Annotated in this window: 20 protein-coding genes and 3 tRNA genes; 12 read left to right on the top strand and 11 right to left on the bottom strand. The window is 72.6% G+C overall.

Annotated features, from left to right (window positions below):
- Positions 1-120 precede the first annotated feature (120 nt).
- Together nirD and nirB are read right to left on the bottom strand one after the other, a co-directional pair.
- Positions 121-480 (bottom strand): nitrite reductase small subunit NirD, encoded by a 360-nt coding sequence (nirD, locus tag ACH4RG_RS14635; RefSeq protein ID WP_398539626.1) that lies wholly within the window; start codon positions 478-480, stop codon positions 121-123.
- A complete protein-coding gene (gene nirB, locus ACH4RG_RS14630; RefSeq protein WP_398539625.1) occupies positions 480-3,104 on the bottom strand; it encodes a nitrite reductase large subunit NirB in 2,625 nt (874 codons plus the stop codon). The genes nirD and nirB overlap by 1 nt, the downstream gene beginning before the upstream one ends.
- Before the next feature lie 245 nt (positions 3,105-3,349).
- Here nirB and ACH4RG_RS14625 point away from each other — a divergent pair, with 245 nt between their 5' ends.
- Complete coding sequence (locus ACH4RG_RS14625) at positions 3,350-4,141, top strand: TSUP family transporter (protein ID WP_397916730.1); 792 nt, start codon at positions 3,350-3,352, stop codon at positions 4,139-4,141.
- A 3-nt stretch (positions 4,142-4,144) separates the two neighbouring features.
- Here ACH4RG_RS14625 and ACH4RG_RS14620 read toward each other — a convergent pair whose 3' ends face one another.
- From ACH4RG_RS14620 to ACH4RG_RS14605, 4 genes are all read right to left on the bottom strand, one after another.
- Positions 4,145-4,792, bottom strand: coding sequence for a class F sortase (locus tag ACH4RG_RS14620; protein ID WP_397916729.1), 648 nt, complete (start codon positions 4,790-4,792; stop codon positions 4,145-4,147).
- 79 nt (positions 4,793-4,871) lie between these two features.
- Positions 4,872-5,417: a hypothetical protein gene (locus ACH4RG_RS14615; RefSeq protein ID WP_397916728.1), complete on the bottom strand. Its 546-nt coding sequence runs from the start codon at positions 5,415-5,417 to the stop codon at positions 4,872-4,874.
- Between the two features lie 498 nt (positions 5,418-5,915).
- A complete protein-coding gene (locus ACH4RG_RS14610; RefSeq protein ID WP_397916727.1) occupies positions 5,916-6,377 on the bottom strand; it encodes a DUF5990 family protein in 462 nt (153 codons plus the stop codon).
- 56 nt (positions 6,378-6,433) lie between these two features.
- Positions 6,434-7,243 carry an aminotransferase class IV family protein gene (locus ACH4RG_RS14605; RefSeq protein WP_397916726.1) on the bottom strand — a complete coding sequence of 270 codons (810 nt, stop codon included), beginning with the start codon at positions 7,241-7,243 and terminating at the stop codon, positions 6,434-6,436.
- 96 nt (positions 7,244-7,339) lie between these two features.
- Here ACH4RG_RS14605 and ACH4RG_RS14600 point away from each other — a divergent pair, with 96 nt between their 5' ends.
- The 3 genes from ACH4RG_RS14600 to ACH4RG_RS14590 all read left to right on the top strand — a co-directional run bounded on the left by ACH4RG_RS14600 (position 7,340) and on the right by ACH4RG_RS14590 (position 8,897).
- Positions 7,340-7,966, top strand: a complete 627-nt coding sequence (locus ACH4RG_RS14600) for an NADPH-dependent FMN reductase (protein ID WP_397916725.1) — start codon at positions 7,340-7,342, stop codon at positions 7,964-7,966.
- Positions 7,967-8,040: 74 nt separating this feature from the next.
- Positions 8,041-8,382 (top strand): divalent-cation tolerance protein CutA, encoded by a 342-nt coding sequence (cutA, locus tag ACH4RG_RS14595; protein WP_397932771.1) that lies wholly within the window; start codon positions 8,041-8,043, stop codon positions 8,380-8,382.
- Positions 8,383-8,390: 8 nt separating this feature from the next.
- Positions 8,391-8,897 carry a gamma-glutamylcyclotransferase family protein gene (locus tag ACH4RG_RS14590; RefSeq protein ID WP_398539624.1) on the top strand — a complete coding sequence of 169 codons (507 nt, stop codon included), beginning with the start codon at positions 8,391-8,393 and terminating at the stop codon, positions 8,895-8,897.
- Positions 8,898-9,205: 308 nt separating this feature from the next.
- Here ACH4RG_RS14590 and ACH4RG_RS14585 read toward each other — a convergent pair whose 3' ends face one another.
- Positions 9,206-9,919, bottom strand: a complete 714-nt coding sequence (locus ACH4RG_RS14585; RefSeq protein ID WP_397917228.1) for a vancomycin high temperature exclusion protein — start codon at positions 9,917-9,919, stop codon at positions 9,206-9,208.
- Positions 9,920-10,373: 454 nt separating this feature from the next.
- Between ACH4RG_RS14585 and ACH4RG_RS14580 the strand changes: the two genes are divergently transcribed.
- From ACH4RG_RS14580 to ACH4RG_RS14560, 5 genes are all read left to right on the top strand, one after another.
- Entirely contained in the window at positions 10,374-11,312 is a 939-nt protein-coding gene (locus ACH4RG_RS14580; protein WP_398539623.1) for a sirohydrochlorin chelatase, read from the top strand.
- A 54-nt stretch (positions 11,313-11,366) separates the two neighbouring features.
- Entirely contained in the window at positions 11,367-12,716 is a 1,350-nt protein-coding gene (locus tag ACH4RG_RS14575) for a deoxyguanosinetriphosphate triphosphohydrolase (protein WP_398539622.1), read from the top strand.
- A 136-nt stretch (positions 12,717-12,852) separates the two neighbouring features.
- Entirely contained in the window at positions 12,853-14,112 is a 1,260-nt protein-coding gene (locus ACH4RG_RS14570) for an NAD(P)/FAD-dependent oxidoreductase (protein WP_397916720.1), read from the top strand.
- Positions 14,113-14,205: 93 nt separating this feature from the next.
- Positions 14,206-16,128 (top strand): DNA primase, encoded by a 1,923-nt coding sequence (gene dnaG, locus ACH4RG_RS14565; RefSeq protein WP_397916719.1) that lies wholly within the window; start codon positions 14,206-14,208, stop codon positions 16,126-16,128.
- A gap of 258 nt (positions 16,129-16,386) precedes the next feature.
- On the top strand, positions 16,387-17,478 hold the full coding sequence (locus ACH4RG_RS14560) for an RNA polymerase sigma factor (RefSeq protein ID WP_397916718.1): 1,092 nt from the start codon (positions 16,387-16,389) through the stop codon (positions 17,476-17,478).
- Between the two features lie 15 nt (positions 17,479-17,493).
- On the opposite strand, the gene ACH4RG_RS14555 is transcribed toward ACH4RG_RS14560, so the two are convergent.
- From ACH4RG_RS14555 to ACH4RG_RS14540, 4 genes are all read right to left on the bottom strand, one after another.
- On the bottom strand, positions 17,494-19,422 hold the full coding sequence (locus ACH4RG_RS14555; RefSeq protein WP_397916717.1) for an ABC transporter ATP-binding protein: 1,929 nt from the start codon (positions 19,420-19,422) through the stop codon (positions 17,494-17,496).
- Positions 19,422-21,155, bottom strand: a complete 1,734-nt coding sequence (locus ACH4RG_RS14550; RefSeq protein WP_397916716.1) for an ABC transporter ATP-binding protein — start codon at positions 21,153-21,155, stop codon at positions 19,422-19,424. The genes ACH4RG_RS14555 and ACH4RG_RS14550 overlap by 1 nt, the downstream gene beginning before the upstream one ends.
- 270 nt (positions 21,156-21,425) lie before the next feature.
- On the bottom strand, positions 21,426-22,877 hold the full coding sequence (locus tag ACH4RG_RS14545; RefSeq protein WP_397916715.1) for an FGGY family carbohydrate kinase: 1,452 nt from the start codon (positions 22,875-22,877) through the stop codon (positions 21,426-21,428).
- A gap of 66 nt (positions 22,878-22,943) precedes the next feature.
- Positions 22,944-23,249, bottom strand: coding sequence for a YtxH domain-containing protein (locus ACH4RG_RS14540; RefSeq protein WP_361883877.1), 306 nt, complete (start codon positions 23,247-23,249; stop codon positions 22,944-22,946).
- Between the two features lie 192 nt (positions 23,250-23,441).
- On the opposite strand from ACH4RG_RS14540, the gene ACH4RG_RS14535 reads away from it, so the two are divergent.
- The 3 genes from ACH4RG_RS14535 to ACH4RG_RS14525 all read left to right on the top strand — a co-directional run bounded on the left by ACH4RG_RS14535 (position 23,442) and on the right by ACH4RG_RS14525 (position 23,899).
- Positions 23,442-23,514: transfer RNA gene (locus tag ACH4RG_RS14535), tRNA-Asn, on the top strand.
- A 5-nt stretch (positions 23,515-23,519) separates the two neighbouring features.
- Positions 23,520-23,592: transfer RNA gene (locus ACH4RG_RS14530), tRNA-Asn, on the top strand.
- 233 nt (positions 23,593-23,825) lie between these two features.
- Positions 23,826-23,899, top strand: a tRNA-Ile gene (locus tag ACH4RG_RS14525).
- Positions 23,900-23,963: the final 64 nt, after the last annotated feature.

Below are 23,963 nucleotides of genomic sequence, written 5' to 3'. Positions count from 1 at the left end.
CGGGTCGCGCGTCAGGACTGTAGGAGACGTGAGTTGACGGGGCGTCGCGCGTGGGTGAACAGGCGGCGCAGGAGTTGCACAGGCCGCGTCCCGCGACCTGGCGGCCCCCGGCGACGTCGGTCAGTCCACCCGTACGGGGAAGACCGGCACCGTCGCCCCCTCGTCGTCCAGGCACGCGCCCGTCGCCAGGTCGAAGCGCTGCTTCAGCAGCGGCGAGGCCACGAACGGCCGCCCGCCCACCGAGCCGAGCAGGCCGCGCGAGAGGACGTACGCCCCGGTGAACGGGTCCCGGTTGCCGATCGCGTACACCCGGCCGGCCCGGTCGGTGAAGACGGCCGCCTGGTCCCCGTCCGGCAGCAGCACCGCCACCCCCCGCCCGGGGATCAGCAGGGCCCGGTCGCAGACCGTCAGCCAGTCCTTCCCGTGGGCGAGCCGGACGCATCCGGTGTCCTGCGCTGTGGTGATCGTCGCGGCGGTCATCAGGAGGCGGTCCCTTCCAGGGTGCGGACGGCGAGCACGGGTCCCGCGAGCAGCTCCAGATCCGGCTTCATCTGGTCCCGCTCCGGAACGAACCTCACCGAGGGGTCGGGGGCGTCGGGGGCGTTGACGAAGGTGACGAAGCGCCGCAGCCGGTCCGGGTCGCTGATGGTCTCGGCCCACTCGTCGCGGTAGCCGGCGACATGGTCGGCCATCATCCGCTCCAACTCCTCGCAGAGCCCCAGCGAGTCGTGGACGACCACGTCCCGGACGTGCTCCAGGCCGCCGTCGATCCGCTCCAGCCAGGCCGAGGTGCGCTCCAGGCGGTCGGCGGTACGGATGTAGAACATGAGGAACCGGTCGATCAGCCGCACCAGTTCGGCGTCCGAGAGGTCCTGGTCCAGCAGGTCCGCGTGGCGCGGGGTGGCCCCGCCGTTGCCGCCGACGTACAGGTTCCACCCCTGGGCGGTGGCGATGATCCCGAAGTCCTTGCCCCGGGCCTCCGCGCACTCGCGGGCGCATCCGGAGACCGCCGACTTCAGCTTGTGCGGGGAGCGCAGGCCCCGGTAGCGCAGCTCCAGGTCGATCGCCATCCGCACGGAGTCCTGCACGCCGTAGCGGCACCAGGTCTGCCCCACGCAGGACTTCACCGTGCGCAGCGACTTCCCGTACGCGTGCCCGGACTCGAAGCCCGCGTCCACCAGCCGCGTCCAGATCAGCGGCAGCTGGTCGACCCGGGCGCCGAAGAGGTCGATGCGCTGGCCGCCGGTGATCTTCGTGTAGAGGCCGAAGTCGCGGGCCACCTCGCCGATGACGATGAGCTTCTCCGGGGTGATCTCACCGCCGGGGATGCGCGGCACGATCGAATACGACCCATTGCGCTGGAGATTGGCCAGAAAGTGGTCGTTGGTGTCCTGGAGCGCCGCCTGCTCGCCGTCCAGCACATAGCCGCTCGCGCCCACGGTCGGCGCGAGCGAGGCGATGACCGAGCCGACCGTCGGCTTGCAGACCTCGCAGCCGTCCCCGCCGCGAGCCTCCTCGCGGCCGTGCGAGTCGAGCAGGGAGGCGAAGGAGGTGACCTCCAGGGTGCGGACGATCTCGTACAGCTCGCTGCGGCTGTACGGGAAGCAGCCGCACAGCCCCGCGTCCGTCGGCGGCGGCATCAGCTGACCGATCACCTTCAGACAACTGCCGCACCCCGTACCGGCCTTGGTGCACTTCTTCACCTCGGGCAGTGTGGTGTGCCCGTGGATCGCGCCCTTGGTCACGTTGTGGCAGGAGCAGACCACCGCCTCGTCCGGCAGCGCGGAGGGGCCGAGCGCCACCGGGCCGCCGGCCCCGGCCGGCAGCACCAGCTGCTCGGGGGCGACCGGCAGCACCGTGCCCGTCATCGGCCGCAGTGTGCCGTACTGGTCCGCGTCCCCGACCAGCACCCCGCCCAGCAGCGTCCCGTCCCGCCCGATCACCAGCTTCTTGTAGACCCCCGCCCGGGCGTCGGAGTACACGACGTCGAGCGCACCGTCGGCCGCCCCGTGCGCGTCGCCGAACGAGGCCACGTCCACGCCGAGCAGCTTCAGCTTCGTCGACAGGTCCGCCCCCGTGAACGCGGACCGGCCGCCCGCGATCACCTCGGCCGCCGTCTGCGCCATCTCGTAGCCCGGCGCCACCAGCCCGTACACCCGGCCGTCGGCGGCCAGCGCGCACTCGCCGATCGCGAACACCACCGGGTCCGACGTCCGGCACTCCTCGTCCACGACGATCCCACCGCGTTCCCCGACGGCCAGACCGCACTCCCGGGCCAGCTGGTCCCGGGGCCGCACCCCCGCCGAGAAGACCACCAGATCGACGTCGAGCGAGGAGCCGTCGGAGAGGGCCATCCCGGTCACCGCACCGTCCGCGCCCGCCAGCACCTCCTGCGTGCCCACCCCCGTGTGCACCGCGAGACCCATGCCCAGAATCGTGCGCAGCAGCGCCGCGCCCCCGCCCTCGTCCACCTGGACCGGCATGAGCCGGGGCGCGAACTCCACCACATGAGTGGACAGCCCGAGCCCCTTCAGCGCCCCGGCCGCCTCCAGACCGAGCAGCCCGCCGCCGACCACCGCACCGGTGGCCGCGCCCTTCGCGTACTCCTCGATCGCGAGCAGGTCCTCGATGGTCCGGTACACGAAGCAGCCCCGGGCGTCCTTCCCCGGCACCGGCGGCACGAAGGGGTACGAGCCCGTCGCCAGCACCAGCGTGTCGTACGGGAACACCGCACCGGACCGCGCGGTCACCGTCCGCCCCGTCCGGTCGACGCCCGTCGCCGGGTCGCCGACGTACAGCTCGATGCCGTGCCGGTCCATGAAGTCCGCCTCCACCAGGGAGAGCTCCTCGGGGCTCCGCCCGTCGAAGTACGAGGTGAGCCGCACCCGGTCGTAGGCGGGCCGGGGCTCCTCGCAGAGCACGACGACCCGGGCGGCGCCGGCCGCCGGGGTCAGCCCGCGGTCGGCGAGTGCCTCCAGGAACCGCTGGCCGACCATGCCGTGCCCGACGACCACGATCGTCGGAACGGCGCTGTGCGCCAGGGTGGTCGGCGTGGTCTCCAGTGCGGCGGTGGTGGCGCTCGGGTCGAAGGTGGGCTCCGGCATCTCAGTGGCCTCCGTCGGTTGTCCTCATGCCCCGAGCGTGCGCGGGAGGTGTTACCCGGCCGGATCCCGCCTGTTTCCCGGGCGGAACCTTGCGCTCAGCGACGGCGCCGGGGCCCTGTGAGGGGCCGAGGGTCTTCCGTTCGGCTGGATCGGGCCGGATCAGGCCGGATCAGGTCGGATCAGGTCGGATCCGAACGGAAGGCCCTCGGGGAAGAGAGCCGACGACAGGCGTCTAATGTCGGGTCGTGCCTGACATAACCCTGACCACGCTGGTGCTCCTCTGCCTCGCCGCGGCCGCCGCGGGGTGGATCGACGCGGTGGTGGGCGGCGGCGGACTGCTGCTCCTGCCCGCGCTGCTGCTCGGCCTGCCGAACGTCCCGGCGGCCCATGTGCTCGGCACCAACAAGGCCGTCGCGATCGTGGGCACCTCGGGCGCGGCGGTGACCTTCCTGCGCCGAGCACCGGTACGGGTGGGGCTGGCGGTGCGGGTCGGGCTGATGGCGCTCGCCGGGTCGATGACCGGGGCGTTCTTCGCCGCGGGGATCAGCAGCGAGGTGCTCCGCCCGGTGATCATGGTCGTGCTGCTGGGGGTCGCGGCCTTCGTGCTGCTGCGCCCTTCCTTCGGCACCGCCGCGGCGGGCGACGGCACGGACCGCCCGGTCGCCCGGCGACGGATCGTCACGGCGATCGTGCTCGTCGGCGGCGGCATCGGCTTCTACGACGGGCTGTTCGGGCCGGGCACCGGCACGTTCCTGGTGCTGGCCCTGAGCGCCGTGCTCCACCTGGACCTGGTGACCGCGTCGGCCACCGCGAAGATCGTCAACGTGTGCACCAACGCGGGGGCGCTGGCGATGTTCGCGTACCAGGGCACCGTGCTGTGGCAGCTCGCGGCCGTGATGGCGCTCTTCAACCTGGCGGGCGGGATGATCGGGGCCCGGATGGCGCTGAGCCGGGGCAGCGGCTTCGTCCGGGCGGTGCTGCTGACCGTGGTGTTCTCGCTGGTCGCCAAGTTGGGCTTCGACCAGTGGAACGCGTGACGGTCACAGGCCGTCGTCTCGGCGCACCTCGGTGAGGTGCGCGTACGCCACCACGTTGCCCTGGTAGCCGGTCTCCTTCGAGAATCCGCCGCCGCAGGTGATGAGCCGGAGCGACGCGTGCGGGGAGTCGCCGTAGACGCGCTGGTCGGGGAAGTCGTCGTTGTCGTAGACCTCGATGGCGTCGATCGAGAACACGGCGGTGCGCCCGTCCTCGCGGACCACCTCGACCGCGGACCCCTTGGTCAGGGCCCCCAGGGCGTAGAAGACGGAAGGACCGTCCGCGTTGTCCACGTGCCCCGCGACGATCGCGGTGCCCCGCGCGCCGGGCGGGACACCGCCCTCGTACCAGCCGGCGAGGTTGCGGTCCTCGTCGGGCGGTACGTCGAGGCTGCCGTCGGCGGCCAGCCCCAGCCGGGTCATCGGAGCGTCCACCTCGATGCTCGGGATGCGGATGCGGACCGGCTCGGAGGGGTTCAGCGGTTCGGCGACCGGGGAACCGGGCTGGAGCCGGGGGCCGGCGGCGAAGGCCTGGGCGCTGGAGGGCTGCGGCGGGATCAGCTGGCCGCCGGGGCCGTTCTGGATGAGCCAGATGCCGCACAGCACGGCGATGCCCACCAGCCAGCCCTTGGCCTTCTGCGCGCTTGCGGACACGGCGTCGTCCTCGGTGGTGGTCCGGGCGGACGGGGCGCGCTCGGGGACGCGCCCCGCCCGGTCAGGGGGAAGCGGCGGTTCAGCTTCCTTCGGCGCCCTCGGAGCGGCGGCGCAGCAGCCACAGCCCGCCGACGGCGGCCAGGCCGATCACGCCGACGCCGAGAGCGACCTGCGTGGAGTTCGGTTCGACGCTGCCGCCGACCCCGGTCCGCACATGGCCGGACGGGCGGTCGTGGACGGGCTTCTCGTGCTTGCCGCCGCCGATCACTTCCAGATCACCGACCGCGTCCTTGCCGTTGTCGCAGGAGACGATGATCTCGTAGGTGCCGGGGCTGGTGTCGTGCGGCACGGTGAACTTGCCGACCACGACCTCCTTGTGGGTGCCGGGGCGCATCTCGAAGTCCCCGGCGTCCAGGGAGTTCGCGTCACCGATGCCCGAGCCCTTCTTGCCGCAGGCGGTGGTGTTCACGGTGACGGTGGCACCGGGTGCCGCGGTCGACGGGGTGATCTCCAGACGGCCGAAGTCGCCCGCGTACGCGGACGGGGCGGCGGCGGTGAGACCGAACGCGATGACGGTGAACGCGGCACCGACGGTGCCGGTCACGAGGCGGGCAGGACTGCGCATGGGGATCCTCCGGGCAGAACGGCGCGAGCGGGTGTGTCCTGCCCCCGAGCCAACGGGGGCAGGGCCCGCCACGCCTCCTGACGCAGGGTCAGCTTTCACCCGTACGGACCGGCGCGGCACCCTTGCCGGAATGGATCACCGCAGGTCGTGGCGGTGTGGCTGGGCCGTTCGGTCCGCGCTGCCGGTCCGGGTGCCGATCGGGTGAGACGGGCCAGAGATGTGTGACGCAGGTCACATGTATGACCTCGCGGGCCCCGGGCACACGCATGACACCCCCCACGGGACGGATTCCCCGCCCCCCACGGCACCCGCCCCCTCCGGTCCACCCCCCCCCCTTGGACCGGAGGGGGCGGTGTCGGATCCGTCTCCGCCTCCGGCCGCTCCCGCTCCAGCGCCCGGCTCCTGACCGTTCCCGGTCCAGCGCCCGGTTCGTGACCGTTCCGCTCCCGGCGTCCGCCGTCTCCCGCTCCTCGGGCTCCGCCCGCCCCTCCCGGCCTCTCAGGTCCCGTCCGTGGCGCTCCAGGCGATCCGGGGCGGGCGCACCCGGGCGCACAGGGGCTGCCCCTTGGCGTCGGTCAGCCCGAGCCGCCCGGTGAGGTGTCCGGAGCGCGCGGCGGCTTCGAGGACGTCCGGGGCGATGTCGTCGAACATCAGCTTGGCGCGCCGGAACATGGTGAAGACCCCGGCGTCGTCCACCGTGCCCCACGACAGGTAGACGAACCGCCCGCCCAGCCGGTTCTGGACGTACGGCCCCGACACCTCGACCCCGTCCGCCGTAGCGGTGGCCGTGCAGTCGAGCACCCACGAGGCGGAGGGGGCGTCCCCGGGGTGCGGGTCGAGCAGTTCGCCCGGCCGGTCCTTGCGCTGGACGCCGACGTGGATGTTCGCGTACCCGGGAAAGTCGCTGTCCGGTCCGCAGTCGCGGCCCGGGAGGGCCGATGCCTCGATATGGATCTGCATGCCCCTATGGTCCGGCACGGCCGGTGCGGGCGCCCCCGCCCCCCCCGTGCGGTGTCTCACACGGCGTCCTCCGGGACGCCGTCGTACACCGCGCCCAACCCCCTCATCAGCTCCTCGTCGATCGCGAACGCGGTGCCGTCGATCCGGCGTACCGGTGCGATGCCCTGCGAGTTGCAGACGAAGGCGGCCGGGAAGCGGGCCACCCCGTCCGGGCCCTCCAGCGTCACCGGGCGGCGCGCCGACGGCCGTCCGGCCCGCTCCAGACCCTGTTCCAGCAGAGTCATCGTGACGCCGACGAGCGCCGGAGCGTCGGGCCACACCACCGAGCTCCCGTCCCAGAAGCCGATGTTGGTGATCGCGCCCTCGGTCACGACGCCGCCCGGCGCGGTCAGCAGCGCCTCGTCGAACCCCGCCCGCCCCGCAAGGATCCCGTAGTACGTCTGCCCGAACTCGCCGGGCCGCTTGATGTGCGGGGCCGTGCGCGCGTACGGCACCGACATCAGGCTCCGCGCGGCCGGCCCGGCGGCGGGCTCCCGGACCGTCACCATCAGGGTCGTGTGCGTCGCGCCGGGCGGCAGATAGCCGTGCACCCGCACCGAGGCGTCCCGCAGCCCCGCCCCGCCCAGGGCGCGCCGGATCAGCTCCCGCACCCGGTCGCCGTCCACGGACAGCTCGAACAGCTCCCGGTTCGCGGCGTCCAGCCGGGCGAGGTGCAGGCCGAGGCCCCGCACCCTGCCGTCCCGCACCTGCATGGCGGTGAAGTGGCCGTAGCCGTACAGGGCGGGGATCCGCAGGTCCTCCTCGGTGGCCGGGCGGCCGTCGAACTCGATGTGCGGGAGGGGCGTGTCCGGCCGATGCGTCGTCATCCGGCCACCGTAAACGGGACGTCCGGACCCGGGCAGGCGAGGCTTCGGACGGACGCGCTTGACCTCAACCACGATTGAGGGAGAAAGCTCGACGCCATGGACACCACAGCCGCATCAACGTCATCCACCGTCCCCGTCACCGAGCCCGTCCCCCTCCAGGTGGCCGTCATCCTCGGAAGCAACCGCGACGGCCGCTTCGGTCCCGTCGTCGCCGACTGGTTCCTGGCCCGCGCGGCCGGCCACCCCGGCATCGAGACCGAACTGATCGACGTCGCCGAGGCCGGCCTCCCCACCGCCATCACCTTCGGTCCCGGGCCCGAGGAGGCAGCGCGGCTCGGCGCGGTGTCCGCCCGGCTCGCGGCGGCCGACGCCTTCGTCGTCCTCACCCCCGAGTACAACCACTCCTTCCCCGCACCACTGAAAACGCTCATCGACTGGCACAGCGCGGAATGGCAGGCCAAACCCGTCGCCTTCGTCAGCTACGGCGGCATCTCCGGCGGACTGCGGGCCGTCGAACAGCTCCGGCAGGTCTTCGCCGAACTGCACACCGTCACCGTCCGCGACACCGTGTCCTTCCACAACGCCGGCGCCCTCTTCGACGACCAGGGACGCCACCTGGACCCGGAGCCCGCCGACGCGGCGGCCAAGACCCTGCTGGACCAGCTGGTGTGGTGGGGCACCGCCCTGCGCGACGCCCGGAATCTCCGTCCGTACGGCGCCTGACCCGCCGTGGGCCGACAATCGCATCGAAGGCCCACGGGCAAGGAGCCCGCCGTTCACTCCGAGGAGAACCGACGATGACAGCGCCGCCGGCATGGCTGACCGTACTGACCACGACCGACAGCGAGGACAAGGCCGACGCCCTGGCCCGGTCGGCGGTGGAGGCCAGGCTGGCGGCCTGCGCGCAGATCTCCGCCCCCGTCACCTCCGTCTACCGGTGGCAGAACGCCATCGAGGCGACCGAGGAGTGGCAGGTGCTCTTCAAGACGACGGCGGAACGCTACGACGAACTGGAGGAACACCTCCAGCGGGAGCACGACTACGAGACGCCGGAGATCATCGCCCTGCCGGTGATCCGGGGCAGCGCCCGCTACCTCGGCTGGGTGACGGCGGAGACGGCGCCCCCGGCGGCCCTGTGACGGCGGCCATGACCACGACCGTCCCCGGCGGCCCCGACGCCGCCGAGCTGCCCTTCTTCGTGTACGGGACGCTGCTGCCGGGCGAACCCAACCACGACCTGTTCCTCCGGGGCCGCACGGCGGGGGAGCGGCCGGCCGTGCTGCCCCGGGCCCTCCTCTACGAAGGCCCCGGCTACCCGTACGCGATCGAGGGCCACGGCCGCGTCCACGGCACCCTGCTGATCGCCGCGCACGGGGTGTACGGGGAACTGCTGGGGCTGCTGGACCACCTGGAGGAGTTCCTCGGCCCCGGCCACCCGCGCAACCTGTACGAACGCGTCGTCCGCGAGGTCGAGCTGCCGGCGCGGTCGACGGCGCGGCCGACGGCGGAGGCCGGGGAAGCCGGGGAGCCCGGGGAGTCCGTGCGGGCCTGGGTCTACCTCGCCGCGACCGCCGTCACCCGCTCACTGCGGACCGGCGGCGTCCTCATCCCCGAGGGGCGGTGGAGCACCGGACGCGCGGCGGGCGGCGCGTAGGGCCTTCCGTCTGGATCGGGCCGGATCAGGGAGCGGGGCCCGGTGCGCGTGCCTGCAAGGCGGAGGAGGGAGTCACTGCGGAGCATGGGCGACCTACGACGACGCCGCAGGTGTGTGCGTGTGGCTCACCCGCCCGGAGCAAGCGGCCGACGCCGTGCTCAGCGGTACTCCCGGTGGGCCCCGTTCGAGCCCGTCCGGCGATGGAGGACGGAACCCGGGGTGACGGGGAGCGGCGACCTCCTCTGCGGCGGGGAGCGGTGGTGCCGGGTTCGTACCGGGCGACGGTTCCGGGCTTCGGGCGGGCCCGTTCAGCGCGCCTCCGTGGCCAGCGCTTCCGTCACGCCCCGCTCCTGCGGCCCCAGGAAACGCGGGTCGGGCCGGAGGAGGGCGTCCAGCGCGGCCTTGCCCGAGGCCGCCAGCTCCCGGGCGCCGCCGTAGTACCAGGTGGCGTCCCGTGGCTCGTCGACCCCGACGCCGTACGCGTCGATCCCGGCCGACCGGCACAGGGTGACCGCCCGGTGGATGTGGAAGCCCTGGCTCACCAGCACCGCCCGGTCGACCCCGAAGATCTTCTTGGCCCGGACGCAGGAGTCCCAGGAGTCGAACCCGGCGTAGTCGCTCACGATCCGCTCGTCCGGCACCCCGCGCCCGGTGAGATACGTGCGCATCGCGTCCGGCTCGTCGTACTCCACGCGGCTGTTGTCCCCGGTGACCAGGACGACCTTCACCTTCCCGGTGCGGTACAGCTCGGCCGCCGCGTCCAGCCGGTGCGCGAGGTACGGGGTCGGGCGGCCCTCCCACAGCCCGGCGCCGAACACCACGGCGACCTCCCGCGCCGGAGCGTCGGCCGTCGTGCCCACCCGGTCGCCGGCCTCCAGCCGCATCCAGGTCGCGGGCGCCAAGGCCAGCACACAGGCGGCCACCACCCCCTGCACCAGCCGCCGTTGCACCCGCCGGGTGCGGGGCAGCCGCGGAGTGAGCCGCTCGGACAGCCGTAGAGAGAACCACGAGGGCGGCCGCAGAGTGAACCGCTCCGGCAGCCGCAAGGCGAACCGCTGCGGCACCAGCGGGGCGAACCGCTCCCGCGCCGGCGGGGCGACGGGCCGCGCCGACTGCCGCCGGGCGGACCGTACCCACAGCCGGAGCCCCTGCGGCCACCGCCCGCGCACCGTCCGTCTCTCCTCCGACGCCGACCCCGACGCCGACGCCCCGCTCCCGCTGTTCTTTCCGCGCACCAGAACCCCCCTGTCGTTCCTCTGTCCGTCGCGCGCCGTCCGCGCCACCTGCCCCCACCCCACCTGACGACCGGGATGCCGCGAAGGTTCGCCGGCCGCCCCGGTCCGTGGCGTCCGACACCGGCGGGGGCGCGGACCGAGCCGCGTACGCACACGGCCCCCGCCCCCGCCGTGAGGCGGCGGAAAACGCCCGTGACCCTCGCGCAACGCCCCGGCAACCTCCGCCCGGCACCATCGCCCCATGACGGAGCAGCCCCCCGAACAGCCCCACCGGTCGCCCTCGATGACCGACGGCACCGCTCACCTCCCCACCCGCGTCACCGACCGGCCCGGCGCCCAGCTCGGCCTCGTCCCCCGGAACGGAACCCGCGGCCCCCTGCACCGCACCCGGCGGCCCGACCACCCCGGGGCTGAGCGGCGCGGGGCCCTGGCCCCGTCCCTGGTCGCCGTGGCGCACGGCAGCCGCGACCCGGAGGCCCCGCGCACCGTGCTGGCCCTCCTGGACCGGGTGCGCGACCTGCGCCCCGGCCTCGACGTCCGGCTCGGCCACATCGAACTGAACCGGCCGCTGCTCCCGGACACCCTGGACGGCCTGCGCGGGGCCGACGCCGTCCTCGTACCGCTGCTCCTGGGGCGCGGCCACCACGTCAAGCACGACCTGCCCGCCGGGGCGGCCGCCGCCCCGGGCGTACGCACCCGGATCGCCGCGCCGCTGGGCCCCCACCCCCTGCTCGTCGAGGCGCTGTACGGGCGGCTCGTCGAGGCCGGCTGGAACCCGGCCGACGGGGGTGGCCGCCACGCCGCCGTGGTCCTCGCCGCCGCCGGGTCCCGCGACCCCGACTCCGCCCGGGACACCCGGCGCACCGCCCGCGCGCTCGCGATGCGCCTCGGCGTACCCGTCGTCCCCGCGTACGCCTCCGCCGCCACGCCCACCGTCCCGGTCGCCCTGCGGGCCCTGGCCGCCCGAGGCCGCCACCGAACCTTCGTCGCCTCGTACTTCACCGCCCCCGGCCGCTTCGCGAGCGCCTGCGCCGACGCCGTACCGCACCGGGCGGCCGCCCCGCTCGGCGCCCACCCGGCGATGGCCCGCCTCGTGCTGCACCGCTACGACCAGGCACGGGCCGCCTCGGAGGGCGCCCCCGCCCAGGCCGACGCGGCGGGCCTGCTCGCTTCCGCCTGACATCCCGGGCCCGCTCCCGCCACGTTGTCCGTCCCGGTCGCTACTGTCGGAACCATGGACGGCACACAGGGCGCACCCGGGGCAGAACCGGCACACGGCACGCACGGCACACAGCGGACGACGGGGGCGAGCCCCTACGGGCCCGCCGACACCGAGCGCTTCGACACCGAGGAGGACAAGCGCCCCGGCCGCACCGCCTTCCAGCGCGACCGCGCCCGGGTCCTGCACTCCGCCGCCCTGCGCCGGCTCGCAGGGAAGACCCAGGTGGTGACGCCCGGCACCCGCTCCCTCGTCTGGGACGCCAGCCCCCGCACCCGGCTCACCCACTCCCTGGAGTGCGCCCAGGTCGGCCGCGAGCTGGGCGCGGTCCTCGGCTGCGACCCCGACCTGGTGGAGACGGCGTGCCTCGCCCACGACCTGGGCCACCCGCCGTTCGGCCACAACGGCGAACAGGCGATCGACGACTTCGCCTCCGACTGCGGCGGCTTCGAGGGCAACGCCCAGTCCCTGCGCCTGCTGACCCGCCTGGAGCCCAAGCGCTTCGTCCGCGACCCGCGCACCGGAGACCTGGTCAGCGTCGGCCTCAACCTCACCCGGGCCGCCCTGGACGCCGCCACCAAGTACCCCTGGCCGCGCGGTGGGCACCCCACCGACCCGCACTCCGCCAAGTTCGGGGTCTACGCCGACGACGTCCCGGTCTTCGCGTGGGCCCGCGAGGGCGCCCCCGAGGACCGCACCTGCTTCGAGGCCCAGGTCATGGACTGGTCCGACGACGTGGCGTACAGCGTCCACGACTTCGAGGACGGGCTGCACGCCGGGCACATCGACCCCAACTGCCTCTACGCCGAGCCGGAGCGCGAGGAGATCTGGGCGGTCGCCATCGGCCGTTACGTCCCCGCCGGCACCGACCCGCAGGAGCTGTCCGAGGCCCTGGACCGGCTGATCGACCAGGACTGGTGGCCGCACGGCTACGACGGCTCCGCCGTGGCCCAGGCCCGCCTGAAGGACGCCACCAGCCAGCTCATCGGCCGCTTCTGCACGGAGGCCGAGACCGCCACCCGCGCGGTGTACGGCCCCGGCCGCCTCGGCCGGTACGGCGCCGAGCTGGTCGTCCCGCGCGCGGTGCGCCACGAGTGCGCGGTGCTCAAGGCGGTCGCCGACCGGTACGTCATGCAGCGCGCCGAACAGGAGGCCATCCGCGCCGACCAGCGCGTCGTGATCGCCGAGCTGGCCGCAGCCCTCACCGCCCGTGCCCCCGAAGGGCTGGAACCGCACTTCCGCGCCCTGTTCGACCAGGCGCCCGACGACCGCGCCCGCAAGCGGGTCCTCGTCGACCAGATCGCCGCCCTCACCGACGCCTCCGCACGATCCCTGCACGCCGCGCTCACCGCCCGTCGTGGGTGACCGGCAGACTGGAAGGGGCCGGACATCTGACCACGGGGTGTGACCTGTCCGGGGCACACCCTCTTTCGCCATCACGCTGCGTGCGGGACGCTCGCAGCTGGGGGCGCCGCGCAGCACAGCACTGAGGAGGCATCAAGTGGTCGACGCACACCAGACGTTCGTCATCGTCGGAGCAGGACTCGCAGGGGCGAAGGCGGCCGAAACGCTGCGCGCCGAAGGGTTCACCGGCCGGGTGATCCTCATCGGCGACGAGCGCGACCACCCCTACGAACGACCGCCGCTCTCCAAGGGCTACCTGGACGGCAAGGCCGAACGCGACAGCGTCTTCACCCACGAACGCCCCTGGTACGCGGGCGCCGACATCGAGCTGCACCTCGGCCAGCCGGTCACCGTGCTCGACCGGTACGCGAAGACCGTGCAGCTCGGCGACAACACCGTCATCCACTACGACAAGCTGCTGCTGGCCACCGGCTCCGAACCGCGCCGTCTGGACGTCCCCGGCACCGACCTGGCCGGCGTCCACCACCTGCGCCGCCTCGCCCACGCCGACCGGCTGCGCAACGTGCTCGCCGCCCTCGGCCGCGACAACGGCCACCTGGTCATCGCCGGAGCCGGCTGGATCGGCCTGGAGGTCGCCGCCGCCGCCCGCGGCTACGGGGCCGAGGTCACCGTCGTCGAGGCCGAGCCCACCCCGCTGCACCAGGTCATCGGCCCCGAGCTGGGCCAGATCTTCACCGAGCTGCACAGCGCGCACGGCGTCCGCTTCCACTTCGGGGCCCGCCTCACCGAGATCACCGGACAGGACGGCATGGTGCTCGCCGTCCGCACCGACGACGGCGAGGAGCACCCCGCCCACGACGTGCTCGCCGCGATCGGCGCCGCCCCGCGCTCCGCCCTCGCCGAGGCCGCGGGCCTTGAGATGGCCGACCGCGCCCACGGCGGCGGCATCGCCGTGGACGCCTCCCTGCGCACCTCCGACCCGCACATCTACGCCGCCGGGGACGTCGCCGCCGCCGCCCACCCGCTGCTCGGCGCCCGGCTGCGCGTCGAACACTGGGCCAACGCCCTGAACGGCGGACCGGCCGCCGCCCGCGCCATGCTCGGCCAGGACGTGAGTTACGACCGCGTCCCGTACTTCTTCTCCGACCAGTACGACCTGGGGCTCGAGTACTCCGGCTGGGCCCCGCCCGGCTCCTACGACGAGGTGATCATCCGGGGCGACGCCGGGAAGCGGGAGTTCATCGCGTTCTGGCTGAAGGACCGCCGCGTCCTCGCGGGGATGAACGTCAACGTGTGGGATGTCACCGAAACGATCCAGGAGCTGATCCGGGCCCGCCGGCAGCACGACCCGGAAGCCCTCGCCGACCCGTCGGTCCCGCTGGACTCCCTGCTCTGAGGAGCCCCGCCGGGGTGCGGGCGGCACCGCCCGCACCCCGGCGACGCTGCTGCCCCGCGTCCGGCTGTCCGCGCCCACCCGTAGACTTCACACGTGGCCGGCAGGATCAACGATGACGACGTGAAGGCGGTACGGGACGCGGTCCCGATCGACTCCGTCGTGTCCGAATACCTCCAGCTGCGCAACGCGGGCGGCGGAAACCTGAAGGGTCTCTGCCCCTTCCACGACGAGAAGTCCCCCTCCTTCCAGGTCAGCCCCGGCAAGGGCCTGTTCCACTGCTTCGGCTGCCAGGAGGGCGGCGACACGATCGCCTTCGTGATGAAGATCGACCACCTCTCCTTCTCGGAGACGGTCGAGCGCCTCGCCGCCAAGGCGGGCATCACCCTGCGCTACGAGGAGGGCGGCTACAACCCCTCCCACCAGCGCGGCGAACGCATCCGGCTGATCGAGGCCCACCAGGCCGCCGCCGAGTTCTACGTACGCGCACTGGAGAGCCCCGAGGCCGAGATCGGCCGCAAGTTCCTCGCCGAGCGCGGCTTCGACCAGGACGCCGCCGCCCACTTCCGCGTCGGCTACAGCCCGGCCGGCTGGGACCACCTCACCCGCTATCTGCGCGGCAAGGGCTTCAGCGACAAGGAACTGATCACCTCCGGCCTCTCCCAGGACGGCCGCCGCGGCCCCATCGACCGCTTCCGCGGCCGGCTGATGTGGCCCATCAGCGACACCGCCGGGGAGATCGTCGGCTTCGGCGCCCGCAAGCTCCGTGACGACGACAACGGCCCGAAGTACCTCAACACCCCCGAGACCCCGATCTACAAGAAGTCCCAGGTGCTGTACGGCATCGACCTGGCGAAGAAGGACATCGCCAAGGCCAGCCGCGCGGTCGTCGTCGAGGGCTACACCGACGTCATGGCCTGCCACCTCGCCGGGGTCACCACCGCCATCGCCACCTGCGGCACCGCCTTCGGCAACGACCACATCAAGATCCTCCGCCGCCTCCTCATGGACAACGGCAGCGCCCGCGTCATCTTCACCTTCGACGGCGACTCGGCAGGACAGAAGGCCGCCCTGCGCGCTTTCGAGGACGACCAGAAGTTCGCCGCCGAGACCTACATCGCCATCGCCCCGGACGGCATGGACCCCTGCGACCTGCGGCTGGCCAAGGGCGACGACTCCGTACGCGACCTGGTCGAGCCGCGCACCCCGCTCTTCGAGTTCGCCCTGCGCCAGATCGTCGGCCGGTACGACCTGGAGACCCCGGCCGGGCGCGCCGCCGCCCTCGACGAGGCCGCCGCCGTCGTCGCCAAGATCAAGACGAGCAGCGTTCAGCGCGAGGTCGCCGTCCAGCTCGCCGGGTTCGTCGGCATCCTCGACCAGGAGTTCGTCGTCCACCGCGTCGCCCAGCTCGCCCGCTGGGCCCGCGACAAGGGCGGCGACCACGCGGAGCGCGGCGGCCGGCGCGGCGGGGCCCCGGGCATGCGCGGGGGAGCCCCGCAGCAGCCCGCGCCCGCCCCCGGCTTCTCCGGACCCGCGCTCAACCTCCGCAGCCCCGCCCACCGCACCGAACGCGAACTGCTCAAGCTCGCCCTCCAGAAACCCGCCCTGGTCTCCCCGGCCTTCGACGCGTACGGCGTGGACGAGTTCACCGCCCCGCCCTACGCCGCCGTGCGCCAGTGCATCGAGCAGGCGGGCGGCGCCGAGCAGGGCCTCGCCGACAACCGCGAGTATCTGGTCGCCGTCATGGACGCCGCCCCCGACAACACCGTCCGCAGTCTCGTCACCGAGCTCGCCGTCGAGGTCTTCATCGGCAAGACCATCGACGAGACGTACGCCGGCATGCAGCTCGTCCAGGTCCGGCTGCGCGCCGTGGACCGCCGCATCAACGACGTCCAGGGCAGCCTCGCCCGCCTCGGCAGCCACGTGGCGCCCCAGGACCTGGCCGCCGCCCAGAACGAGGTCTGGGTGCTCCAGCAGTACGCCCAGTCCCTGCGCGCCCACGGCGCCGCCGCGCTCTGAGCGGCCGCCGAGATCGCCCGCCGGCCGCTGAGCCCACCCGCGAGAGCCTCGGAGCCCGCCTGTCACCGGCCGCGGTAATCGTCCGGTGACGGAACGGAACCAGAAAGTCCCCGCACACCCCTCGTGACAGCCGTGTGTCGTACCCCACACTGGGGAATGTCTGAGTCATCGGAGCACACCGGCCCGCAGGAGAGCACCTCGGGGCCGGACAGACCTCCACCCCCGTCATCCGGCAGCGATCACCTGGAGGTCGCCCCCGTGCAGACCCGGACCGTGACGACCACGACCGAGACCATGGCGGCCATCCCGGCGCAGAACAGGTCCCTGCGCCACCCGGAGACCCCAGCCGGACCGCCCGGATACGCACCCGAGGCGGTCATGGTGGAAGCGACGCACCTCCCCGACCCTCCGGAGCCGCGGAACCGGGCGGACTCCGGCGGTCCCACCTCCGACCTGTTCCGGCAGTATCTGCGCGAGATCGGCCGCATCCCGCTGCTCACCGCGGCCGAGGAGGTCGAACTCGCCCGCCGCGTCGAGGCCGGGCTCTTCGCCGAGGAACGCCTCGCGGGCACCCCCGACCTCGACTCCCGCCTCGCCGGGGACCTGGACCGGCTGGTCGTGATGGGCCGCACGGCCAAACGCCGCCTCATCGAGGCCAACCTCCGCCTCGTCGTCTCCGTAGCCAAGCGCTACGTCGGCCGCGGGCTGACCATGCTCGACCTGGTCCAGGAGGGGAACCTCGGACTGATCCGGGCCGTGGAGAAGTTCGACTACGCCCGGGGCTACAAGTTCTCCACGTACGCGACCTGGTGGATCCGCCAGGCCATGTCCCGCGCGCTGGCCGACCAGGCCCGCACCATCCGCGTCCCGGTCCACGTCGTGGAACTGATCAACCGCGTGGTGCGCGTCCAGCGCCGGATGCTCCAGGAACGCGGCGTCGAGCCCACCGCCGAGGACGTCGCCGGTGAGCTCGACCTGACGCCCGAGCGGGTCACCGAAGTCCTCCGCCTGGCCCAGGAGCCCGTCTCTCTGCACGCCCCCGTCGGCGAGGAGGACGACGTCTCCTTCGGTGACCTCATCGAGGACGGCGACGCCGCCTCACCCGTCGAGTCCGCCGCCTTCCTGCTGCTGCGCGAACACCTGGAGGCGGTGCTCTCCACCCTCGGTGAACGCGAACGCAAGGTCGTCCAGCTGCGGTACGGCCTGGAGGACGGGCGGCCCCGCACCCTGGAGGAGATCGGCCGGATCTTCGGCGTGACGCGCGAACGCATCCGCCAGATCGAGTCCAAGACTCTCAGCAGGCTGCGGGACCACGCCTTCGCCGACCAACTCCGCGGCTACCTCGACTGATCCACGCGAGGGCCGTCAGTCCACCTCGGCCAGCGCCTCCGCGAACTGGGCGGCGTACAGCCGGGCGTAGGCGCCCTTGGCCGCCAACAGCCCCTCGTGCGTGCCCTGTTCGACGATCGAGCCGCTCTCCATCACCAGGATCACGTCCGCGTCCCGGATCGTGGAGAGCCGGTGCGCGATCACGAACGACGTACGCCCGTGGGCCAGGCGCGCCATCGCCTTCTGGATCAGCACCTCGGTCCGGGTGTCCACCGAGCTGGTCGCCTCGTCGAGGACCAGGATCACCGGGTCGGACAGGAACGCCCGCGCGATGGTGATCAGCTGCTTCTCGCCCGCGCTGACCCCGGAGCCGTCGTCGTCGATCACCGAGTCGTACCCGTCGGGCAGCGTCCGGATGAACCGGTCCGCGTGCGCCGCCCGGGCCGCCCCCTCGATCTCCTCCCGGGTGACCTCGCGCGAAGCGCCGTACGCGATGTTCTCCGCGATCGTCCCGCCGAACAGCCAGGTGTCCTGGAGCACCATGCCGATGGAGGACCGCAGGTCGTCCCGGGACATCTTCGCCACGTCGACCCCGTCGAGCGCGATCCGCCCGCCGGTCACCTCGTAGAACCGCATCAGCAGGTTGACCAGTGTCGTCTTGCCGGCCCCGGTCGGACCGACGATCGCGACCGTCTGCCCCGGCTCCACGCTCAGCGACAGATCCTCGATCAGGGGCTTCTCCGGGTCGTAGCGGAAGGCCACCTTCTCCAGCGAGACCCGACCCTCAAGACGCTCCGGACGCTCGCCGTGCTCCGGATCCGCGTCCTGCTCCTCGGCGTCCAGCAGCTCGAAGACCCGCTCCGCCGAAGCGATGCCGGACTGCACCAGATTGGCCATCGAGGCGACCTGCGTCAGCGGCATCGAGAACTGCCGCGAGTACTGGATGAACGCCTGCACGTCGCCGATCGACAGCGTGCCCGAGGCGACCCGGAGCCCGCCGACCACCGCGACCAGCACGTAGTTGATGTTCGAGATGAAGAACATCAGCGGCTGCATGAGCCCGCTGGCGAACTGGGCCTTGAACCCCGCCTCGTACAGCGCCTCGTTCTGCTCGGCGAAGTCCCGCGCGGACTCCTCCTGCCGGCCGAAGACCTTCACCAGGGTGTGCCCGGTGTACATCTCCTCGATGTGGGCGTTGAGCGTCCCCGTCACCCGCCACTGCCGCACGAACTGCGGCTGCGACCGCTTGCCGACCTGTGTCGCCACGACCACCGACAACGGGACCGTCACCAGCGCGACCAGAGCCAGCAGCGGCGAGATCCAGAACATCATGGCCAGCACGCCGACGATCGTCAGCAGGGAGTTGATGAGCTGCCCCATCGTCTGCTGGAGCGTCTGCGAGATGTTGTCGATGTCGTTCGTCGCCCGGCTCAGCACCTCACCGCGCTTGGCCCGGTCGAAGTACGACAGCGGCAGCCGCGCCAGCTTCGTCTGGAGGTCCTCGCGCAGCTGGAACACGATCCGGTTGATCACCCGGATCGACAGCCGCGTGGAGACCAGCATCAGCAGCCCGGCCCCCACATAGATCACCAGGGCCACCAGCAGGACGTTCCCCACCGCCCCGAAGTCGATGCCCTCGCCCGGAGTGAAGTCCACCCCCGAGAGCATGTCGGCCATGGAGCCGCTGCCCTTCTCCCGCAGCTCCTCGATCGCCTGCGCCTTCGTCGTGCCCTCGGGCATTCCGCGCCCGACCACACCGCCGAAGACCAGGTCGGTCGCCTCCCCGAGGATCTTCGGACCGGCCACCGACAGTGCGACGCTCACCGTCACGGCTGCCAGCATCAGCCACAGCGAGGACCTCTCCCGGCCGAACCGCCTCAGCAGCCGCTTGCCCGACCCCTTGAAGTCCATCGACCGGTCGGTGGGCGCACCCCCGGCCATCATCCGTCCGCCCGGACCGGCCATTACGCGGCCTCCGCTTCCGTCAGCTGGGAGAGCACGATCTCCCGGTACGTTTCGTTGCCGTCCATCAACTCGTGATGGGTGCCGGTCCCCACGACCCGGCCCTCGTCCAGCACCAGGATCCGGTCCGCGTCACGGATGGTGGACACGCGCTGCGCCACGATCACCACGGTCGCCCCGGCCGTCTCCCGTCCCAGCGCCGCCCGCAGCGCGGCGTCGGTCGCGTAGTCCAGCGCGGAGAACGAGTCGTCGAACAGATAGATCTCCGGGCGCTGCACCAGTGTCCGGGCGATGGCGAGCCGCTGCCGCTGACCGCCGGACACGTTGGTACCGCCCTGCGCGATCGGCGCGTGGAGCCCGTGCTCCAGCGCCTCGACGAACTCCTTGGCCTGTGCCACCTCCAGCGCGTGCCACAGCTCCTCGTCGGTGGCGTCCGGATTTCCGTACCGCAGGTTCGTCGCGACCGTCCCGGAGAAGAGGTACGGCTTCTGCGGCACCAGGGACACCGTCCTCGCCAGCAGCACCGGATCCAGCGTCCGCACGTCCTCGCCGTCGACCAGCACCTCGCCGTCCGTCACATCGAACAGCCGGGGCACGAGCCCGAGCAGCGTGGACTTCCCGCTCCCCGTCGACCCGATGACCGCGGTCGTCTCCCCGGGCCGGGCCACCAGCTCCACGGCCCGCAGCACCGGCTCCTCCGCGCCCGGGTAGCGGAACTCGGCGCCCCGCACCTCCAGATGCCCGTGCCGCCGCAGCTCGGTCACCGGAGCGACGGGCGGCACCACACTCGACTCGGTCCCGAGGACCTCCTCGACGCGCTCGGCGCACACCTCGGCGCGCGGCACCATCATGAACATGAACGTGGCCATCATCACGGCCGTCACGATCTGCATCAGATAGGCGAGGAACGCGGTCAGCGCACCGATCTGCATCCCGCCGCTGTCGATGCGGTGCGCGCCGAACCACACCACCGCGACCGACGACAGGTTGACCACCGTCATCACCGTCGGGAACATCAGCGCCATCAGCCGCCCGGTCGCCACCGACACATCGGTCAGGTCGCTGTTGGCGCCCCGGAACCGCTTCTCCTCGTACCCGTCACGGACGAAGGCGCGGATGACCCGGTTGCCGGTGATCTGCTCGCGCAGCACCCGGTTCACCGAGTCCAGCCGCTCCTGCATGGTGCGGAACAGCGGCCGCATCCTCTTCACGATCAGACCGACCGAGACGCCGAGCACCGGCACGACCGCCAGCAGCACCGCGGAGAGCGGCACGTCCTGCCCGAGCGCCATGATGATCCCGCCGACGCACATGATCGGGGCCGACACCATCAGGGTGAACGCCATCAGCACCAGCATCTGGATCTGCTGGACGTCGTTGGTGGTCCGGGTGATCAGCGAGGGCGCCCCGAAGCGCCCGAGCTCACGGGCCGAGAAGGACTGCACCCGGTCGAAGACGGCGGCCCGCACATCGCGCCCGAGGGCGGAGGCGGTCCGGGCCCCGTAGTACACGGCCCCCACGTTGCAGAGCACCTGGACGACACTGACGGCGATCATCAGACCGCCGAACTCCAGGATGTAGCCGGTGTCGCCCGTGACGACACCGTTGTCGATGATGTCGGCGTTCAGACTGGGCAGATACAGCGAGGCGCAGGTCTGGAGCAGCTGAAGGAACACCAGCAGCACGACGGGTTTCTTGTACGGGCCCAGATGGGCCCGCAGGAGTTTTATGAGCACGCGGGTCTCTCGGAATCGGCGGAAGGCAGCGGCCGCCCCAGTTTCGCGTACGCCGTACTCCGCGAGCGAACCCTTTTCGCCAAGCCCAGGTCAAACCTGGAGCACGCGGGGGCCCCCGCGCTCCGGCGTCACCGAGGCATGCCCTCGCCCGGGATCACTCCGGGCGCGCGCCGGGTGCGGGCGCCGGACGGGCCCGCACCGGGTGCGGGCGCGTACCGGACCGCCCGCGCCGGTTGCGCATCGGGTGCGACGCGTACGGGCCGGGCCCGCCTACGCCGGGTGCGCGCCGCCGAAGGCCCCGGGGTGGATCTGGTCCCGGGTCGCGGCGTACTGCTGACGCACCGCGCCGCCGACCGCCAGCTCGTCACCGGGCTCCAGCACCTGGGCCGCCGCACCCTGCCAGGCCGGGGGAGTGCGCGGGTCGAGGGAGCCCTGCGAGACCCCGAGCGCCCACGCCGCCTGACGGGCCGCGCCGATCGCCGCGTACTGGGCGGGCTGCGGCACCACGACCTGGGTGCCGAACACCGCCGGAGCCAGGGCCTGCACGGCGGGCAGCTCGGCGGCGGCGCCGAGCAGGAAGACGCGCCGCACCTCCACCCCCCGCCCCCGCAGTACGTCGAGGGCGTCGGCCAGCGAGCACAGCATCCCCTCGAACGCGGCCCGCGCCAGATGCTCCGGCTTCATCGACTCGCGCCGCAGCCCGCTCAGCGTGCCCGCGGTGTGCGGGAGCTGCGGGGTGCGCTCGCCCTCCAGATACGGCAGCAGCACCAGCCCGGAGGCCCCCGGCGTCGACTTCAGCGCCAGCGCGGACAGCTCCTCCAGCCCTTCCACGCCCAGCATCTCGGCGGTCCCGCGCAGCGCGCGCACGGCGTTGGAGAGGTGCACCACCGGCAGGTGCATCCCGGTGGCGTCGGCGAACGAGGTGATCATCCCGCTCGGGTCGGCGAGCGCCTCGTGGTGCACCGCCATCACGGACCCGGAGGCCCCCAGCGACACCACCGCGTCGCCCACCGCGACCCCGAGCCCGAAGGCCGCGGCCATGGTCTCGCCGGTGCCCGCGGAGATCAGCAGCCCTTCCGGGGTCATCCCGGCGGAGTCGGCGGGGCCGAGCACCTCGGGCAGCCCGGCGGAGTGGCCGAGGGCCAGCTCGACCAGATCGGACCGGTAGGCGGCGGACCCGGCCGACCAGTAGCCGGTGCCCGAGGCCGCGCCCCGGTCCGTGGTCCGCCGGGCGGGCCGGCCCAGCAGCTGCCACACGAGCCAGTCGTGCGGCTGGAGCACGGCGGCCACCCGCTGGGCGTTCTCCGGCTCGGTCCGCGCCAGCCAGCGCAGCTTCGCCACCGGCTGCGCGGCCCCCGGCACGGCCCCGACGGCCTCCGCCCAGGCCCCCCGCCCGCCGAGCGCGTCGACGAGATCGGCCGCGGCGACCTGCGCCCGCCGGTCGTTGCCGAGGAGAGCGGGACGCACGAGGTTGCCCTGCTGGTCCAGCGGGACGAGCCCGTGCTGCTGCGCGGAGACCCCGATGGCCTGTACGCCTTCGAGCAGCCCACCGGCGGCCGCCTCGCCGAGCGAGAGCAGCCAGGCCTGCGGATCGACCTCGGTGGCCTTGGCCTCGACCGGATGGGCGGCGTACCCCTCCCGGAGCACGGCGCCCGAGTCCGTGTCGCAGACGACGATGTGAGTGAAGGCGGAAGAACTGTCCAACCCCGCGACTATGCCCATGGGGTGATTCTGCCGCACCCCGCGAGTTTCCCGTAACCGCCGCCGTGACGCGACGAGGTCCGGAACCTAGGTATTGGTGGTCCCCCAGTCGTCCTCGAAGCCGTTCTGACTGCTGCGGTCCCGCAGCGACCGGACCCGCTCGGCGACGGAGGCGGGCACCTTGTCCCCGACCTTGTCGCTGACCGAGTGGTACGCCTTGCCCGCGAAGTCCCGTCCGCTGTGCGCGGCGCTCTCGGCGGCGTTGCGCACGGCGGGGTTCTCCGTGAACTGCCGGGCCGACTTCTTCAACTGCTCGTAACGCTCGCGCCCGGCTCGCGTGCCGAGCACGTAACCGAGGGCCACTCCGGCGATGAACGTGAGCCGGTACCGCATGGCTGCCACCCTTCCTACGCTTGCCTACGCTTGGTGCGACGTGTGCAGCCCGCCTACCCGCGACCACCCGAGATCACCCCGGGCGATACCGATTGGCGGAGCACCCCCCTGCTTGCGCTAATGTATGTGTCGCAGCGAACGCGCGCCGCCCGGCAGCCGCCAGGCAGGTACGATTTCGCAGCGACGCAGCAATCCCCTGTAGCTCAATTGGCAGAGCAGCCGGCTGTTAACCGGCAGGTTACTGGTTCGAGTCCAGTCGGGGGAGCGCGATCCCCTGTAGCTCAATTGGCAGAGCATTCGGCTGTTAACCGGAGGGTTACTGGTTCGAGTCCAGTCGGGGGAGCGGAACGGAAGAGGGCCCTTCGGGGTCCTTTTTCGCGTGCCCGGCCGATGCCTCCCCGGGGCCCCGGAGGCCCCGGGGAGTGACTCTTTCGGGTCTCCTTGATCTCGCCTGCAACCGGGCAGCACGCAGCGCCGTCTCAAGATCAGGTGAAGTCGGCCATTCGAAGCGAGAGATCGTATGACCGGCTATGCTGCGGCAGACGGTGCGCACACTTGTACGCGCCACGCCGAAACGGGGCGGTAGCTCAGCCGGTTAGAGCAGCGGACTCATAATCCGTCGGCCGTGGGTTCGAGTCCCACCCGCCCCACACATGTGGTTGCTGGCAGGAACGTTCCTACCTGCATCGAAGCGCCCCAACTGGTTTAGACCAG

The organism is Streptomyces sp. NPDC021019 (genome assembly GCF_044333295.1).
Lineage (GTDB): Bacteria > Actinomycetota > Actinomycetes > Streptomycetales > Streptomycetaceae > Streptomyces.
The sequence above is the reverse complement of the archived record's forward strand: the minus strand, read 5'-3'. Positions and strand labels throughout refer to the sequence as shown.

Excerpts from the sequence above, each read along its gene's own strand:
- nirD (WP_398539626.1), bottom strand. The coding sequence starts at position 480 with ATGACCGCCGCGACGATCACCACAGCGCAGGACACCGGATGCGTCCGG.
- nirB (WP_398539625.1), bottom strand. The coding sequence starts at position 3,104 with ATGCCGGAGCCCACCTTCGACCCGAGCGCCACCACCGCCGCACTGGAG.
- ACH4RG_RS14615 (WP_397916728.1), bottom strand. The coding sequence starts at position 5,417 with ATGCGCAGTCCTGCCCGCCTCGTGACCGGCACCGTCGGTGCCGCGTTC.
- ACH4RG_RS14610 (WP_397916727.1), bottom strand. The coding sequence starts at position 6,377 with ATGCAGATCCATATCGAGGCATCGGCCCTCCCGGGCCGCGACTGCGGA.
- ACH4RG_RS14605 (WP_397916726.1), bottom strand. The coding sequence starts at position 7,243 with ATGACGACGCATCGGCCGGACACGCCCCTCCCGCACATCGAGTTCGAC.
- ACH4RG_RS14600 (WP_397916725.1), top strand. The coding sequence starts at position 7,340 with ATGGACACCACAGCCGCATCAACGTCATCCACCGTCCCCGTCACCGAG.
- cutA (WP_397932771.1), top strand. The coding sequence starts at position 8,041 with ATGACAGCGCCGCCGGCATGGCTGACCGTACTGACCACGACCGACAGC.
- ACH4RG_RS14590 (WP_398539624.1), top strand. The coding sequence starts at position 8,391 with ATGACCACGACCGTCCCCGGCGGCCCCGACGCCGCCGAGCTGCCCTTC.
- ACH4RG_RS14580 (WP_398539623.1), top strand. The coding sequence starts at position 10,374 with ATGACGGAGCAGCCCCCCGAACAGCCCCACCGGTCGCCCTCGATGACC.
- ACH4RG_RS14575 (WP_398539622.1), top strand. The coding sequence starts at position 11,367 with ATGGACGGCACACAGGGCGCACCCGGGGCAGAACCGGCACACGGCACG.
- ACH4RG_RS14555 (WP_397916717.1), bottom strand. The coding sequence starts at position 19,422 with ATGGCCGGTCCGGGCGGACGGATGATGGCCGGGGGTGCGCCCACCGAC.
- ACH4RG_RS14545 (WP_397916715.1), bottom strand. The coding sequence starts at position 22,877 with ATGGGCATAGTCGCGGGGTTGGACAGTTCTTCCGCCTTCACTCACATC.
- ACH4RG_RS14540 (WP_361883877.1), bottom strand. The coding sequence starts at position 23,249 with ATGCGGTACCGGCTCACGTTCATCGCCGGAGTGGCCCTCGGTTACGTG.